The following is a 15763-nucleotide window of genomic DNA, read 5'->3' as shown; positions in this document are numbered from 1 at the left end:
GCTGCTCACGTGGCCTGCTCCCGTGTGTTCCGGGGCGACCCCGGCTCCGTGGCGCCCAACAGGCCGCTCAGGTGGCTCAAGCCCTCCACCTGCTCTCCGTGCAGCCGCGACAACTGCCCCAGCCGGCCCGCCACCTCCTTCACCTCCCTGGCGGTGACGGCCATGGCGCGCGCCTGCTCCGCCGTGGTGCCGGCGATCTCCTTCGCGCGCACGCGCATGTCCTCCACGGACCGGCCAAGCTGTTCGCTCACCGTGGCCTGATCCACGGCGGCCCTCGCCACCGCCGCCACGCCCGTGGCCTGCTTCGCGGCGGACGCGGTGAGCATGGACAGGGCGTCCGTCTGCTCATCCAGCGCGCGCGCGGTGGACTTCGCCACCCGGCGCACCTCCTCCGCGCCGCGCACCAGGCTGGTGAGCGCCTGGGCCTGCTCGTCCGTGGCGCGCGTGACCTCCTTGGCCAGGGTGGCCACCTGGCGGCTGGCGAGCTCCCCCTGCTTGAGCGCGCGGGCCTGCTCCGACATGGCGCGCGTGGACTGGGCCACCTCCTTGCGCGTGGCCTCCATCGCCTTCGTCACCTCCTGCGCGGCCTTGGCCTGCTCCGCGATGCCGGTGAGCGTGCGCTGCGTGGAGGACGCCACCTCCTGCGCCGTGACCCCCAGCGCCCCCACCTGCTGGCCCTGGGCCATCACCGCGGTGCTCACGCCCTGCACCAACTGGCGCATCTGCGCGGTGCCGCGGGCCAGGTCCGTGGCGGCCTGGGCCTGCTCCTGCATGGCGCGCGACACCTTCTCCGCCACGTCCGTCAACTGGTTGTTGGAGCGCACCGCGTCGCGCAGCGCCTTGGCCTGGTCCTGGGTGGCCTGGGTGGTCTGCCGCGCCATGCGCCGCATCTCCGTGCCGCCCTGGGTCAGCGCCTGCGCGGCCTGCGCCTGCTCCACCGCGGACGCGGCGATGACCCGCCCCTGCTCGCTCACCTTCGCCGTGGCCTGCACCAGCGCCTGCACCGCCTGCACCTGCTCCGCGGACGCGCGCGACGCCTCGCGCACGTTCGTGCCCACCTCGTCCACGCCCTTGAGGATGGTGCCCAGCGCGCGCTCCGCGTCTCCCGCCAGCGCCGCGCCCTCGTCCGCCGCGCGCACGCCCTCGCCGGTGGCCACCGCCGCCTCGCGCGCCGTCGTCTGGAGCCCCCGGACAATCTTCGCCACGTCGCTGCTGGCCGCCGCCGCGCGGTCCGCCAGGGCGCGGATCTCCTCCGCCACCACCGCGAAGCCGCGGCCGTGCTCGCCCGCGCGCGCCGCCTCGATGCTGGCGTTGAGCGACAGGAGGTTCGTGCGGTCCGCGATGAGGTTGATGGTCTGCACGATGTCGCCAATCTCCTCGGCGCGCCGGCCCATCTCCTTCATCACCCCGGACGACTCCACGATGGACTGGCGGATGCGGCCGAAGCCCGCGATGGAGCGCGCCACGGTGGCGCCGCCCTCGCGCGCGCTCGCGCCCACGCGCTCCGCGGCCAGCCGCGCCTCCTCCGTCAACTGCGCCGCGCGGCGCGTGGAGGACTCCAGTTGCGAGGACGCGCTGGCGCTGGTGGAGGCCAGGCCGTTGATGCTCTCCGCCGCGCGGGCCACCGCCTGGGCGGAGCGCGAGAGCTGCTCGATGGTGGCCGCGTTGGCGTCCACCACGGCGGCGTTCTTCTCCGCGGTGGCGGCCACCTCCTCCACGCTGGCGGCCACCTCCTGCACGGTGGACGCGGTGGTGACCGCGCTCGCCTCCAGGGTGCGCGTGTGCTCCGCGACGCCGCGCACGCTGCGGGCCACCTGCTCCGTGGTGGAGGCCGTCTCCTCCACGCTGGAGGCCATGGCGCCCGCGTCGCGCACCACGTCCTGGAGCGTCCTGCCCAGGGACACCACGGCGCCGGACACCTGGCCCATGCGCTCGCCCACGCCCTGCGCGTCCGCGGACAGCCGGGTGATGCCCTTGGACATCTCCTCGATGGTGGCGGCGACCTGCTCCGTGGTGGCGGCGCTGGTCTGGTTGCGCGACACCAGGTCCTCCACCGTGGCGGTCATCTCCTGCATGCTCGCCAGCAGCTCCTCGCTGGAGGCGGCCAGGTCCTCCGCGTTGGCGCTCACGCCCTTCACCGAGCGCGCCACCTCCTCCAGCGTGGAGGCCGTCACGTCCGCGGTGGAGGCGAGCGCGCCCGCGTCCTTGCGCACGCTGGACACCGACGCCGTCACCTCCTGCATCGTGGCCGCGGTGGTCTCCGCCTCCACCTGCACGCCCTTCGCCGCGTCGCCCACGGAGGCCTGGCTGCGCACCAGCGCCTGCACCGCGACGCTCGTCTGCTCCACCTGCGTCGCCACGGACTCGATGGCGATCCGCACCTGCTCGCCCGCCGCCGCCTGGTCGTTGCCCGCGGACGCGAGCCGCGCCGCCAGTTGCTCGGTGGACTTCACCAGCCCCACGCCCTCCGCCACCTGGAGCGAGGCGCGCTCGGCCAGCGCGCGAGCGTCCTCCAGCTTCCGCACGCTGTTACCGTTGTCCGTCGACATCCGCCGCCTCCTCCCCCACCACGCGGGGGAAATCGATGAGCATCACCAGCCGCGGGCCCACCTGCGCCACGGCCTTCACGAACCCCTTCGCGCCCTCCACCACCATGGGCGGGGGCGGCTGGATGGTGCGGGGGTCCAGCTTCAACACCTCGCGGGCGCTGTCCACGAGCAGCCCCACGGTGCGCTCGCCCAACTGACCCACCACCACCCGTGAATCCAGGGACTGCGTCCCCGCCGGCAGCCCGAAGCGCACGCGCGCGTCCACCACCGGGATGACCCGGCCGCGCACCTGCACCAGGCCGGCCACGTGGGTGGGCGCCCCGGGCACCGGCGTCGCGCCGGTGAAGGACTCCATCTGCACCACGTCCGCCGCGGGCATCGCGTATTCCGTCCCGTCCACCTTGAACAGCACGTGCAGCACGTTCATGACACCCGCTCCCCGGCCCTGCTCGCACGCTTGCGGCGGCCCGCGCGCGCCGCGCCCAGCGCGCCCAGGTCCAGCACCAGGGTGGGCTGGCCGTCCCCCAGGTCCGTGGCGCCCGCCACGCCGGGCACGCGCACGAGCGGATCCTCCAGCGGCCGCAGGACGATCTCCTGCTGCCCCACGAGCCGGTCCACCGCGAACGCCACCGGCTCCCCGCGCTGGCGCACGATGAGCGCCTTGGCGTCCTGGCCCGCGGCGCGGGCGTCCACGGGCGCGTCCAGGAGCCGCGCCAGCGACACCAGCGGCACCGCCGCGCCCCGGCGCTCCACCAGCCCCACGCCGTCCGCGCCCGCGGGGCGCACCACGCCCGCGACGTCGATGAGCTCCTCCACGGTGCCCACCGCGACCGCGTACCGGCGGCCCGCGCACTCGAAGACGATGGCGTCCATCAGCGTCACCGTGAGGGGGACGCAGACGGTGAAGGTGGTGCCCACGCCCTTGCGCGTGTCCATGCGCAGCTCGCCGCCCAGTTGCTCCACGACGATGCGGCGCACGATGTCCATGCCCATGCCCCGCCCGCTGGTGCGCGTGGCCTCCTGGCGCGTGGACAGGCCGGGCCGGCACAGCAGGTCCAGGAGCGCGTCCGGGGAGTCCGGCACGGGCGCGCTCGCCGCCTTCGCCACCGCCTTCGCGTCCACGCCGCGCCCGTCGTCGCGCAGGGTGAGCTCCAGTTGGCCGCTGGCGCGCGCGTGGCAGGTGAGGCGCACCCGCCCCTCGGCGGGCTTGTTCGCGGCCTGGCGCTCCTCGGGGGACTCCAGCGCGTGGTCCACGGCGTTGCGCACCAGGTGCACCAGCGCGGGCAGGAGCCGGTCCGCCACCGCCTTGTCCAGCTCCGCGTCGCCCACGTCCAGCTCCAGCCGCACCGCCTTGCCCGTGGCGCGGCGAAGCCCCCGCACCAGCAGGGGCAGCCGCTCCAGCACGTCGCCCACGCGCACCATGCGCAGCCGCAGGATGGCCGAGCGCAGATCGCGCAACTGCCGGCCGTTCTCCTGGAGGATGGCGGTGAGCTCCCGCGTGGGCGCGCCCGCCTGGGTGAGCGCCGCCGCCGCGCGCGTCAGCCGGGAGCGGTTCACCACGAGCGCCGCCAGCCACTCCATGGCCTCGTCCAGCCGGGACACCTCCACGCGCAAGAGGCCACCGCCCCGGCGCACCTCCGGCTCGTCCAGCTCCTCGTCGAGCACGGCGGCGCCGGGCAGGCCCGCGGCGCCGTCCGGCCCCAGGTCCGCGGGCGGGGCCTCCGCGGGCGCGGGCGCCTCCAGCGAGCGCACCGTGGCGGGCGCGCCGCCCACGGCGTCCAGCAGCACCGCGTCCTCCGCGCGGGTGAGGAGCAGCAGCGCGAACGCCAGCGACGCGCCCCCCGCGGCGGCGCCGGACAGGGGCAGCACCTTCACGATGTCCGCGAGCTTCGCCACGCGCTCGCGCACGGTGTTGATGTTGAGCCCCTTCGCGGCGCGCTCCGACGACGGCACGAAGTCCAGCCGCAGCGCGCGCTGGCCCCCGGCGAGCCCGCCCTCCAGTTGCTCGCGCTCGGACGGGGCCAGGCGGGAGGCGAACGCGGCCTCCGCGTCCAGCGTCACGGGCCGCGCGCGCCTGGGGGCCGCGTCCCGCACCTGCGGCCCCAGCGCCTCCAGCCGCTCCAGCAGGTTCGCGGGCGCGGGCGACGCCAGCTTCCCGGCGCCCAACTGCCGCACGCGCAGCTCGATGGCGCGCAGGCCCTCCACCAGCGGCTCCACGCTGGACTCCGGCAGCCGGCCGCCGGCCTGATCCGCCAGCCGCAGCGACGCCTCCATCCAGTGCGCCAGGGAGACGACGGGCTCCACGTCCACCATGGCGGACAGGCCCTTGAGCGTGTGCAGCGCGCGGAACAGCTCGCGCACCGCGCGGGGCTGCGCCTGCCCCTTGCGCACGGCCTCCTCCACCGCGAGCAGGTCCTTCTGCGCGGAGGCGAGCAACTCATCCGCCTCCGCCAGGTAGGCGGGGAGGAACTCCGCGAACTCCCCGTTCCCCGTCACCCGCGCGGCGCCTCGGCCGGGTTCTTCTCCAGGAGCGCCCGGGCGGTGCCCTGGATGGAGTCCGGCGTGAAGGGCTTGGTCATGAAGCGGTCCGCGCCGGCCTGCAACGCGCGCTCGCGGGAGGCCTCGTCGCCGCGCGTGGTGACGATGATGATGGGCAGGTCGCGCAGGTGGTCCTGCCCGCGCACGAACTCCACCACCTCAATGCCGCCGATGTCCGGCATGTTGAGGTCCAGGACGAGCAGGTCATACGGTTTGAGCGACAACTGCTCGATGGCCTCCAGTCCGCTGGACGCCTGGGTGAAGCGGCTGTCCGGATAGGGCCGCAGGCAGGCGACCACCATGTCGCGCATCACCTTGCTGTCATCGACGACGAGTACCTCGGGCATGGCGTCCTCTGGCAACGGCCGGCCAAGCTAGATCGATTCCGATCCGCTGAAAGAAATGAGTCATCCGGCGCGCGTTGAACGTTGGCTGGTCCACGCCCGCTTTGAACGATGTGCCACGGCGGACGACGAAGCGCCACGGCCGCCCGCACATCCGGCACCCTGCGCGCCGCTGTTTTTCCGCTCCAGGAACTGAATTCCATCCATGCGCCCCCCTCCTCCGCCCGACGCCTCCTTCCCCCGCCCGCCGGGCCCTCCTCCGAGTCCCCCAGAGCTCGCACCTTGTGTCTGGGTGGTGGATGACAGCGCCAGCGAAGCGCTCTTCATCAAGACGGCGCTTGGAACGGGCTTCCAGGTGCAGACGTTCCCGGACGGCGCGGCGATGCTCGAACGGCTGCACGCCGGACGGGCACCGGACGTGGTGGTGTTGGATTGGGAGATGCCGGGAATGTCCGGTCCGGAGGTCTGTCAGTTCCTGCGCGGCCAGCGGGAGACGCAGGCCCTGCCGGTGCTGCTGCTCACCTCGCACGGGCGGCCGGAGGACCTGGTGCAGGGCCTGCGCGCGGGCGCCAATGACTACGTGTCCAAGCCCTTCCGCACGGAGGAGGTGCGCGCGCGGGTGGACGCGCTCGCGCGCACCAAGCGGCTGGCGGACGAGGTGCGGCGCTCCAGCGAGGAGAAGGCGGAGGTGTTCGCGCAGTTGGACGCGCTGCTCACGTCCTCGCCCGTGGGGCTGTCGCTGCTGGACCGGGACCTGCGCTTCGTGCGCGTCAACGCGCGCATGGCGAAGCTGGACGGGCTGTCCGTGGACGCCTACCCGGGCCGGACGCTGGCGGAGGTCCTGCCCCGCTTCGCCGACCGGCTGGAGCCGCTGCTCCGCCGCGTCATGGAGACGGGCGAGCCCGTGGAGGAGGTGGGCTTCACGCTGGAGCACCCGGACGCGCCCGGCGGCGGGCTGCACGTGATGGCCAGCTACCACCCGGTGCGCACCGCCCGGGGAGAGGTGGTGGGCGTGGGCACGGTGCTGGTGGACGTCACCCGGCACAAGCAGGCGGAGGCCGAGCTGCGCGCGTCCGCGGAGTTCCGCGAGCGCTTCCTGGGCATCGTGGGCCACGACCTGCGCAACCCCCTGCACTCCATCCGCATGGGCGCCAGCTTCCTCGTCGCCAGCGAGCAACTGCCTCCGGCGCTGGAGCGCACCGCCAGCCGCATCATCCTCAGCACGGACCGGATGACGCGGATGATCACCGAGCTGCTCGACTTCACCCGCAGCCGGCTGGGCAGCGGCATCCCGTTGAGCCCCGCCGCCACGGACCTGGGCCAGGTGGCGTGCCAGGTGGTGGAGGAGCTGGAGCTGGTGCACCCCCGCCGCACCGTGAAGGTGACGTCCACCGGCCTCCTCACGGGGAACTGGGACGCGGATCGGCTGGCGCAGGTGCTGAGCAACCTGGTGGGCAACGCGCTCCAGTACAGCCCCGCGGACGCCCCCGTGGAGCTGGCGCTCGTGGGCGAGCCGGACCAGGTCCTCGCGCGGGTGAGCAACCCGGGAGCGCCCATCGCGCCGCAGGAGCTGGCGACCCTGTTCCACCCCTTCCAGCGCGCGCACACGGGCGCCCACGTCCCGTCCGGCCTGGGGCTGGGGCTCTTCATCTCCGACCAGATTGCCCGGGGCCACCGGGGCACGCTCACCGTGACGTCGGACGCGGAGCGCACCGTCTTCACCCTGACGCTGCCGCGCGGCGGCGCATGAGCCACGAGGCGCCCTGCCCCCGCGCCTCCCGGGCGTCCAGGCCCACGAGCCCCCTGGAAACGCTGGAGCCCGTGCCCTACGGTGAAGGGGTGTCCACTTCGCAACACCGCCCCCCGCTGCTCCTCGTGGAGAACAACGAAGACGTCCGCGAGGCGCTGCGCGAAATCCTGGAGTCGGAGGGCTACCGCGTCCTCACGGCGGTGAACGGCCAGGACGCGCTGGACGTGCTGGCGGAGCAGGAGCGGATGCCCGCGCTCGTCCTGCTGGACCTGGTGATGCCGGTGATGGACGGCCACGCCTTCATCGAACACCTGCGCGGCACGGGCGCGCTCGCGCTCACGCGGGTGCTGGTGCTGACGGCGCACCCCACCCTGCCCCTGCCGCAAGGCGTGTCCGGACGGCTGGGCAAGCCGGTGAAGCTGGAGGAGCTGCTGGACGCCATCGCGGTGCACACCGCCCTGGCGTGAAGCCCCGCGCTCAGGCGGCGGCGGGACAGTGCCGCGCCACCATGGCCAGCAGCTCCGCGATGTCCACGGGCTTGCGCAAGAGGCCCACCGTGCCCGGCGGCGCCTTGGCGGAGAAGTGCGCGGTGAGCATCAGCACGGGCAGCTCGCGGTAGCGCGCGTCCTCCCGCAGCCGGTGGAGGAACTCGTGTCCGTCCATCACCGGCATCATCAGGTCCAGCAGCACCAGGCAGGGCGGGTCGCCGTGCGTGGCGAGGACGTCCAGCGCGGCCTGGCCGTTGGCGGCCTGGAGCACCGTGTAGTCCTCCATCTCCAGCAACTCCGCCACGACTTCGCGCAGGTCCGGTTCGTCGTCGACGATGAGGATGATGGAACGCGAGGGGGTGCTGCTCACGGGCGGCAGCCTACGCAGGTATTGCTACGAGCGCCAAGGAATGACGTGACCCCGGGCCCTCGTCGCGCGAGGAAGTGTCACGCGGCGCAGGCCCCGCCCGCCCGCCTGTCGGGAATCGCGAGCGAAACCAGGCGGGTCGGTTGCACCCGCGGGCCCGAGCCCCTAACCCCCTCTCTACGGCACCATGAACCTGATTGCGGACTTCATCGAAGCGAACCTGGACGTCCTGGTGCGGCGCTTCGCGGAGGCGGCGCGCGGGCTGGAGAGCACGCAGGGCCTGAAGCCGTCGGAGGTCATCTCCACGCTGCCGGAGTACCTGCACGCGGTGGCGGCCATCTGCCGGCACGGCGCCACGCCGGAGCGGCTGGAGACGCGGGCGCGCATGGAGGAGGCCCACATCAACCTGCGGCTGCGCGTGGGCGCCACGCAGGAGGACGCGACGGACGAGTACACGCTGCTGGGGCGGCTCATCCCCCAGCTCTGGGAGGACGCCCGGCCGGAGCGCAAGCCCGGCGCCGCGGACCTCCAGTGCCTCTTCGAGCAGTTGGAAGAAGCCATGGACCACGTGGGGGTCCTCTTCTCCGGCTACTCGCTGGAGGACCGCCAGCGGGAGAAGCGCTTCCTGCGCCAGATGGACGCGCTGGCGCCCCGGTCGCTGGAGCCCGGCGCGGACATGCAGGGCGCGGTGAGGCCGCTGGTGGAGCTCATCGTCCGGGCGATGGAGGCCGCCGGAGCGGAGCTGTTCCTCGTGGACGCGGGGGGCCGGCGGATGGTCCCCGTCGCGCACACCCAGCACCGGGTGCCGCCCCCGGGCCGGTGGGTGGACTCGCAGGGGCCGTCGTTCCTGGGCCGCGTGGCGCGCTCGGAGGAGCCGCTGGCGCTCACGCAGGCGCGGGGCCTGGAGGACGCCGCGCGCGAGGGCCTGCACGTCCCCGGCTGGGGCACGCTCCTGGGCCTGCGGCTGTGGCCCCATGGCGAACTGATGGGCGTGCTCTGCGTGGGCTTCGCGGAGGCGCGGCCGGTGCCGCCGCGGACCCGGCGCTTCCTGGAGACGCTGGTGGACACCCTCTCCGGCATCCTCGACCGCGCCCTGCTGATGGGCCAGCTCCGGGAGACCGCCACGCGGCTGGAGGTGTCCGAGTCGCGCTACCGGCTGGCCAGCCAGGCCGCCGCGGACACCGTCTGGGATTGGGACCTGCTCACCCAGGAGGTGACCTGGAGCGGCGAGACGCGCCGGCTGCTCGGCTTCGCGCCCGAGGAGACAGGCCCCCTGGCGAGCTGGTGGGTCGAGCGCATCCACCCGGAGGACCGCGAGCGGGTGGAGCACGGCATCCACGCGGCCATCCGGGGCACGCAGGCGCGGTGGCAGGACGAGTACCGCTTCATCCACCGCCAGGGCGGCGCCGTGCGGGTGCTGGACACGGGCGTCATCCTGCGGGACGCAACGGGCCGGGGCGTGCGCATGGTGGGCGCCATGCAGGACGTCACCCTCCAGCGCGAGGAGGAGTGCGGCCGCGCGCGGCTGCTCCTGGAGGCCCGCACCGCGCGCGTCCAGGCGGACACGGCGCTCGGGCATCTGCACCGGCTGTTGCAGCAGGCCCCCGTCGCGCTCGCCATCCTCCGCGGCCCCGAGCACGTCGTGGAGCTGGCCAACGAACGCGTCTGCCAGCTCTGGGGCCGCGCCAGCGCCCAGGTCCTGGGCCGCCCCCTGCTCCACGTCCTGCCGGAGGTGAAGGAGCAGGGCATCCGGGAGCTGCTGGACGGCGTGCTCACCACGGGCATCCCCTACGTGGGCCATGAGCTGCGCATCCGGCTGGCCCGGGCCCCCGGCGGCGCCCTGGAGGACACCTACTTCAACTTCGTCTACCAGCCGCTGCACGAGGCGGAGGTCGGCCTGCAGGGCATCCTCGTCGTCGCCAGCGACGTCACGGAGGCGGTGCGCGCCCGTCAGCGGGCGGAAGGGCTGGCGGAGACGCTCCAGGCCAGCGAGGAGCGCCTGCGGCTGGCGCTGGACGCGGCGGACATGGGCAGTTGGGACATCGAGCTCGCCACGGGCCGGACCACCTGGGACGCGCGCTTCCGCGCCATGCTGGGGCTGTCCGAGCGGGCGGAGGTGGCGCTCGACGAGGTCATGCGGTTCGTCCTGGACGAGGACCGGCCCCAGGTGGAGCACGCGATGGCGGAGGCCGCCCGGCCCGGGGGCTCCGGCGAGTTCGCGAGCGAGTTCCGCGTGCGGCTTTCCCAGGACGGCCAGCCCGTGCGCTGGATCTCCGGACGGGGCCACGTGCACTTCGGGCCGGACGGTCAGCCCGTGCGCTTCGTGGGCACGGGGCTGGACGTGACGGAGCGCAAGCTCGCGGAGGAGACGGCGCGCCAGCGCGCGGAGTTCGAGCAGTACCTGATGGGCATCGTGTCGCACGACCTGCGCAACCCGCTGAACGCCATCATCCTGGGCACGACGTCGCTGCTGAGGCGCGAGGAGTTGAACGAGCGCGCGACGAAGGCCGTCCTGCGCATCCAGTCCTCCGCGGAGCGCGCGGTGCGGATGATCCGCGACCTGCTGGACTTCACCCAGGCGCGCCTGGGCGGCGGGCTCCCCATCCAGTGCCAGGACCTGGAGCTGGGGGCGCTGGTGCGCCAGGTGGTGGACGAGGCGCGGATGACCGCCCCGGAGCGGGACCTCCAGGTGTCGCTGCCGCAGGCGGGCCCGCGCGGCTGCTGGGATCCAGACCGCGTCACGCAACTGCTCATCAACCTGCTGGGCAACGCGCTGAAGTACTCGCCGGAGGACACGCCGGTGACGGTGCGCCTGCGGGAGGTGCCCGGGAGCGTCCTGCTGGAGGTGCACAACGCCGGAGAGCCCATCCCCGCGGACGTGCTGCCCCGCATCTTCCAGCCCATGCAGCGCGGGGCGCCGGGCGTGGACGCGGCGACGCGCAGCGTGGGCCTGGGGCTCTACATCGTGCGCACCATCGTGCAGGCGCACGGCGGCACCATCGACGTGACGTCCACGCGGGAGGCCGGCACGACGTTCACGGTGAGGCTGCCGCACACCGACGCGAAGCCGGCGGCGGGAGTCTAGGTGCGCGGGGCCGGTGCCACCGGCTCAGGCCGCGGGCGTCGGGAGGTGCAGCACGCTGCCCGGCGGAAACGCGCCCACGTCCGTCTGGAATGCCTTCAGCAGCGGCGCCGTCATCGCGAGCGCCCGCTGGAGCTCCTCCGCCGCCTCCGGCCCTCCGTATGGACCGCCCAGCTCCACGGCCCGGACATGGAGGTCCGCCTCCAGCGCCTCCGCCGTCGCGTAGCGCTCCGACGGCTCCCGGCGCAGCAGCCGGTGGAGGATGGCGCGCAGCCCGGGTGACAGCCGCGCCATCAGTGACTCCAGGTCCTCCGACCGGTAGGCGGCGGCGTGCATCACGACGTCGGCGTATTCGTCCGAGCCGTGCCCCGCCTGCGCCGCCACCATCATCCCCTGGAACACGCGCTTCGCGTCCGCGTCCGTCAGCCGCGCCTCCAGGTCGCCCATGAGCGCGCGCGGCAGGCTGTAGAGGTGCAGGCCCGTCGCCAGCTCCAGCAGGATGAGCCCCAGCGAGAAGAGATCCGAGCGCGCATCCGCCCCCTCCCCGAACAGCACCTCCGGCGCGCCGTAGTACACCTCGCCGTGCGGGCGCGTGATGCTGGAGGGAACCCGTCCCGGCATCCGGGAGAGGACATCCCCCAGGTCCGTGAGCGCCACCGCGCCCCCGGGCCCGAACCGGAGGCCCTGCGGATGCAGGTCGCGGTGCACGAAGCCCAGCGGAGCGCCCCGCGCGTCCGTCTTCCCATGCAGGAACCCGAGCAGCGACGCGAGCTGGCGGCCCACGTGCACCAGGAACGCCTCGGAAAACGCATGCACATACACCAGCGGCAGCATCGCCACGTCATCCAGCGTGCAGCCCGGGACGCGCTCCCACTCGAGGAAGAGCAGGTCACCCACCTCGTGGCCGCCGTGCAGCCGGGCGATGCGCGGATGCTCCAGCAGCCGTGAGAGTGCCAGCGTCTCCTGCAACCGCGCGCGGGGATCCCTCGACGGGGAGAGCTCCCCGCCGCGCAGGGACAGCGCCTGGAGGAACACCGGCACGGGCTCATGTCCGGGCTGCCTCCGGACGGCCAGGAAGTGCTGCTCCCCGTGGCCGCGCCGCCGAAGGATCCGCTCCAGTTCAAACGACCTGGACCCGGTCTTGAACAGCACTTCGGGCAGGGGAGGCTTCACCTTCCTGGAAGGACTCATGCCGTGCGGGCTCCTTGGAAAACAACGCCAGACTACTTTTCGAGTAGCCTGATTCTCCAGGACCCATCAGGTTGTATTAGAACGTTTCTTCCGGCCCGGCGGTCCCGCAAGCAGGACTCACGGGAACGAATCCACGACGGTATATGCGAAGGTGCGCGGCACCCGGACCGCGCCGGGCTTGGAGCCCTCGTTCCACTCGCCGCCATCGAAGTTCCCGTAGACGAAGCACACGGGATGGATGCTCCCGTCCGGCAGCTCCGCCTGGGTGTAGCGGCCCGTGACCCGGCCCTCCCCCGTCCAGAGGCGCCCATACAGGCGGGTCCCCTTGGGCAGGTCGCCGTACTGCTCGATGACGAGGCTGACGATGGGGCCGTCGTGGACGATGGCGTCTTCAGAGCCCATGCCGGGCTGCCTGATGTCGGTGTAGATGCTCGCGCTGCCAGTCTTGTTCAGGCCGAGCTTCCGCATGGCCTCCAGGGCCCCCGTGGGGCATCGGCTCGCGTCCGGCCGCACCTGGGCGCCCGTGCAGGCAGTGAGGACGGCGGCACCCACCGCCGCGGAGCACCGCTTGAGCGTGCCGGACCGGGCGGGCGTGGGAATGACGGCCGCCTGCTGCGGCGAAGGGGGAGTCATGGCTGCTTTCTCCTGTGGAAAGGGGACGGGTGGGGAGGTGTCCGTCAATGGCTTGTGAGCTTCTTCCGGCCCGGGACGGGGCGCCATTTGCTGGACGTTCCGCGCCTCGCTCACCGCCAGCGCGGGCTCCTCCCGCGCCAGGGCCCGCCACAAGCCCCACACCGTGAGCCCGGCGACGAGCGGCCCCACCAGCAGCACCGTGAACGCGCCCCAGAAGAGCAGCCGCGCGCGGCCCCCGCGCCCCCGCGACTGGAGCGACCGGGCCTCGGCGGCGGCCACCCTCGCGGGATCGCGTCTGCGCAGCTCACGGACCTCGCGAAGCCGGCGGACCGCCTCCAGGTGGCGGACGCGGGCGTCCCGCAGGGCGACCTCCTGCCCCGGCATCACGGGCCCCCGGACCTCCTCCGCCTCCAGGGTCGTGCGGGAGCCGCTGGCGGTCCGTTCGCGCCAGTCGAACAGCGGCGCATCCCAGGCAGGCCCGCCATCCGTCAGGCGCTGGCGCAGCTCACCCGCCAGCAACGCCGCACTCTCGGGGCGCCGCTCCGGCTCGAAGGCCAGCAACCGCATCAAGGCCTCCGACAGCGCCTCCGGCACGTGGGGGTTGAGGTCCCGCACGGCGCGCAGGCCATGAGGCTCCGCTGCCTCCCGGGGCATGCCCCATTGCGCGGCCGGGTACTGATCCGTCAACAGGCGATAGAAGCTCACGCCGACCGCGTACAGCTCGTCCGCGACGGAGTAGGCATAGGGGCTGGAAGCGCCGGGCCGACGCTCCGACAGCACGCGCCACATGAACAACTGGGGGCTGTAGTAGCGCGGACTGCCCGGCGGCAACCGGGCGGTGGCGGTGAGCACGGGTGCGCCCGCGTACCAACCGGCGCCCCAGTCCAGGACCTTGACCCTGCCGTCAGGCGTGACCAGGACGTTGTCCCCCTTGAAGTCCCGGTGCAGCGCACCCTGGCGGTGCGCGGCGGCCAGCGCCTCCAGCACCTGCACCAGCAGGCCCGTGACCTGTCGAGCCGTGGGGTTGCGGGCCAGCGCCCATGCATAGAGCGACTCCCCCTCGACGTACTCCATCACCAGATAGGGGTGCTCCACGGGCCCCAACCGCCAGACACCGTGGGTGATCAACCGCACCACCGCGCGGTGCCGCACGCGGGCCAGCAGCGCCGCCTCCCGCGCGAACCACCGCTCTCCGGGTCGCCGGGACAACTTCAAGGCATACAGCCGGCCCCGAGGACGGCCTGCGCGGCGCACGGAGTACGTGGTGCCATACCCCCCCGCGCCCAACCGCTCCACCACCTCCCAGCGGTCCACCCGGGTCCCAGGCGGCAACCACTCGGGGGACAGCAGGACCCGCCCCAGCACCGCCTCCGCATGGCGAAGCCCCAGCTCGGGTGACTCGCTGCTCACAGGGACAGTCCCTTCCATCGCACGGAGCGATCACCTTCCTGATTCCAGACCTCCAGCACATAGCGGGCCTGGGGCACCAGGTCCTGCGGCATGTGCCACTCCAGGACCACCTGGCCGCTCGTGCCGGGTGCCAGCCGGGCCTCCAGCATCCGGACGGGAATCTCCCGGTGGATGACCCGCTCCTCCTTGTCATCCGGCCCCAATTGGATGAGCCGTCCCGCGCCGGGCACCCACGCGGCGGCATCGGGTGAAATCCTCAGGGTGAAGGTCATCAACCGGGTTCGGATGTGGCGGTAGAGAAGCGCACTTCCCACGACCTTCAGGCCCGGCGTTCCAACGGCGGCAGGAGATCGCTCCACCAACACCGCCTCCGACCCCAGCGCGCCGGTGAGCACCGCCCCCGCCAGTCCGGTCTGGGCACACTGCGCGCGCAGGGTGGCGAGCCCCGCCTCCGCGGCGACGCACCGTCCTCGCAACAGGGCCAACTCCTCACCCAGGTCCTCGGCGGACAGCGCGTGGCGGGACACCTCCACGACGGTGTCCACCTCCTTGGGGTCGGTGACGAGCAGGAAGGACACCTGCCGGGGCGCGTCCTCGCCCGCGAAGCGCGCGGTGATGAGCGGCCGGGACGACTCCGGCATGGCCACGGCGGGGCGCAGCACCATCACGCCCGGGTACACCTTCAGTTGCCCGAACAGCGGTGCCAGGGCCTGGGCGTCCACGGACGCGGGCAGGATGTCCTCGTTGAAGACGACGGTGGTGACGGTCCCGGGAGCGACGCGCAGCAGGTGCAGCGTCGTGGCCTCCTCCGCCCGCACCACCAGCTTCCGCTCCCGGGGGACGCGCGGTCCGGGGGCCCCGGCCCACGCCGGAACCGCCACCCCCAGCAGCATCAGCAGCATTGGACAGACAACCATACGGGGTGTGAGCACGAGCGGCAACCTCCAGCATCGCACCCTAACAGACGGGGGTGACGTGACGGGGAGGTTCGAGGCCCGGCATGCGGCGGGTTGCCCCGCGGAAGCATCTACGTTGGGCCCGGGGGGAACTTCTTCATGAGCTCTTCAGGCAAGGGGGTCCGCAAGAGCGCCTGCTGTCCTCCGCGGGTCCGGATGACCTGGAACCCCTGCCCCGCGATCCGGAGGAGGTCTCCATCCTGCCCCCTGCCACTCGCCAACCACTCTTCCGCCGCCTGACGCGTCTCGAACGTCCCCGCGACGACGACATCCTCGATGGCTGGCGTATGGAACGAACGGAAGAACTCCCTGTGCCAGCGTGTCATGGGCCGGGGTAATGGATCGCAGCGGGGTCACCCAAGCTGTTCATAGCGGGGGCGGCCAAGCGGATCGCCCCGGGGACGGCCAAGCGGAGCGCGCTCCGTAGGAAGTGGGCGGCGCACCGGGCGCCCTGA

The 15763-nt window shown here is 73.2% G+C and carries 11 protein-coding genes; 3 read left to right on the top strand and 8 right to left on the bottom strand.

Annotated elements, in window-relative coordinates:
* Positions 1-5 precede the first annotated feature (5 nt).
* Genes K8556_RS15300 through K8556_RS15285 form a run of 4 tightly spaced genes read right to left on the bottom strand, consistent with a single transcriptional unit; the run spans position 6 to position 5434 of the window.
* A complete protein-coding gene (locus K8556_RS15300) occupies positions 6-2549 on the bottom strand; it encodes a methyl-accepting chemotaxis protein (RefSeq protein ID WP_223740818.1) in 2544 nt (847 codons plus the stop codon).
* Positions 2530-2976, bottom strand: a complete 447-nt coding sequence (locus K8556_RS15295; RefSeq protein ID WP_223740817.1) for a chemotaxis protein CheW — start codon at positions 2974-2976, stop codon at positions 2530-2532. The genes K8556_RS15300 and K8556_RS15295 overlap by 20 nt, the downstream gene beginning before the upstream one ends.
* Positions 2973-5045, bottom strand: coding sequence for a chemotaxis protein CheW (locus K8556_RS15290; protein WP_223740816.1), 2073 nt, complete (start codon positions 5043-5045; stop codon positions 2973-2975). The genes K8556_RS15295 and K8556_RS15290 overlap by 4 nt, the downstream gene beginning before the upstream one ends.
* Positions 5042-5434: a response regulator gene (locus K8556_RS15285; RefSeq protein WP_223740815.1), complete on the bottom strand. Its 393-nt coding sequence runs from the start codon at positions 5432-5434 to the stop codon at positions 5042-5044. Before K8556_RS15285 ends, K8556_RS15290 begins: the two co-directional genes overlap by 4 nt.
* A gap of 292 nt (positions 5435-5726) precedes the next feature.
* Here K8556_RS15285 and K8556_RS15280 point away from each other — a divergent pair, with 292 nt between their 5' ends.
* Together K8556_RS15280 and K8556_RS15275 are read left to right on the top strand one after the other, a co-directional pair.
* Positions 5727-7181, top strand: a complete 1455-nt coding sequence (locus K8556_RS15280; RefSeq protein WP_370639929.1) for a response regulator — start codon at positions 5727-5729, stop codon at positions 7179-7181.
* Positions 7182-7270: 89 nt separating this feature from the next.
* Positions 7271-7648, top strand: a complete 378-nt coding sequence (locus K8556_RS15275; RefSeq protein WP_223740813.1) for a response regulator — start codon at positions 7271-7273, stop codon at positions 7646-7648.
* 10 nt (positions 7649-7658) lie between these two features.
* On the opposite strand, the gene K8556_RS15270 is transcribed toward K8556_RS15275, so the two are convergent.
* Positions 7659-8039: a response regulator gene (locus tag K8556_RS15270; RefSeq protein ID WP_223740812.1), complete on the bottom strand. Its 381-nt coding sequence runs from the start codon at positions 8037-8039 to the stop codon at positions 7659-7661.
* Positions 8040-8223: 184 nt separating this feature from the next.
* Here K8556_RS15270 and K8556_RS15265 point away from each other — a divergent pair, with 184 nt between their 5' ends.
* Positions 8224-11121, top strand: coding sequence for a PAS domain-containing protein (locus tag K8556_RS15265; protein WP_223740811.1), 2898 nt, complete (start codon positions 8224-8226; stop codon positions 11119-11121).
* Between the two features lie 24 nt (positions 11122-11145).
* Here K8556_RS15265 and K8556_RS15260 read toward each other — a convergent pair whose 3' ends face one another.
* From K8556_RS15260 to K8556_RS15250, 3 genes are all read right to left on the bottom strand, one after another.
* Positions 11146-12309 (bottom strand): protein kinase, encoded by a 1164-nt coding sequence (locus tag K8556_RS15260; RefSeq protein ID WP_223740810.1) that lies wholly within the window; start codon positions 12307-12309, stop codon positions 11146-11148.
* 117 nt (positions 12310-12426) lie between these two features.
* A complete protein-coding gene (locus K8556_RS15255) occupies positions 12427-14352 on the bottom strand; it encodes a serine/threonine-protein kinase (RefSeq protein ID WP_223740809.1) in 1926 nt (641 codons plus the stop codon).
* Entirely contained in the window at positions 14349-15254 is a 906-nt protein-coding gene (locus K8556_RS15250; protein WP_223740808.1) for a DUF2381 family protein, read from the bottom strand. Before K8556_RS15250 ends, K8556_RS15255 begins: the two co-directional genes overlap by 4 nt.
* Positions 15255-15763: the final 509 nt, after the last annotated feature.

This window comes from Corallococcus sp. AS-1-12, from assembly GCF_020036995.1.
In the GTDB taxonomy this organism is placed as follows: domain Bacteria; phylum Myxococcota; class Myxococcia; order Myxococcales; family Myxococcaceae; genus Corallococcus.
The sequence above is the reverse complement of the archived record's forward strand: the minus strand, read 5'-3'. Positions and strand labels throughout refer to the sequence as shown.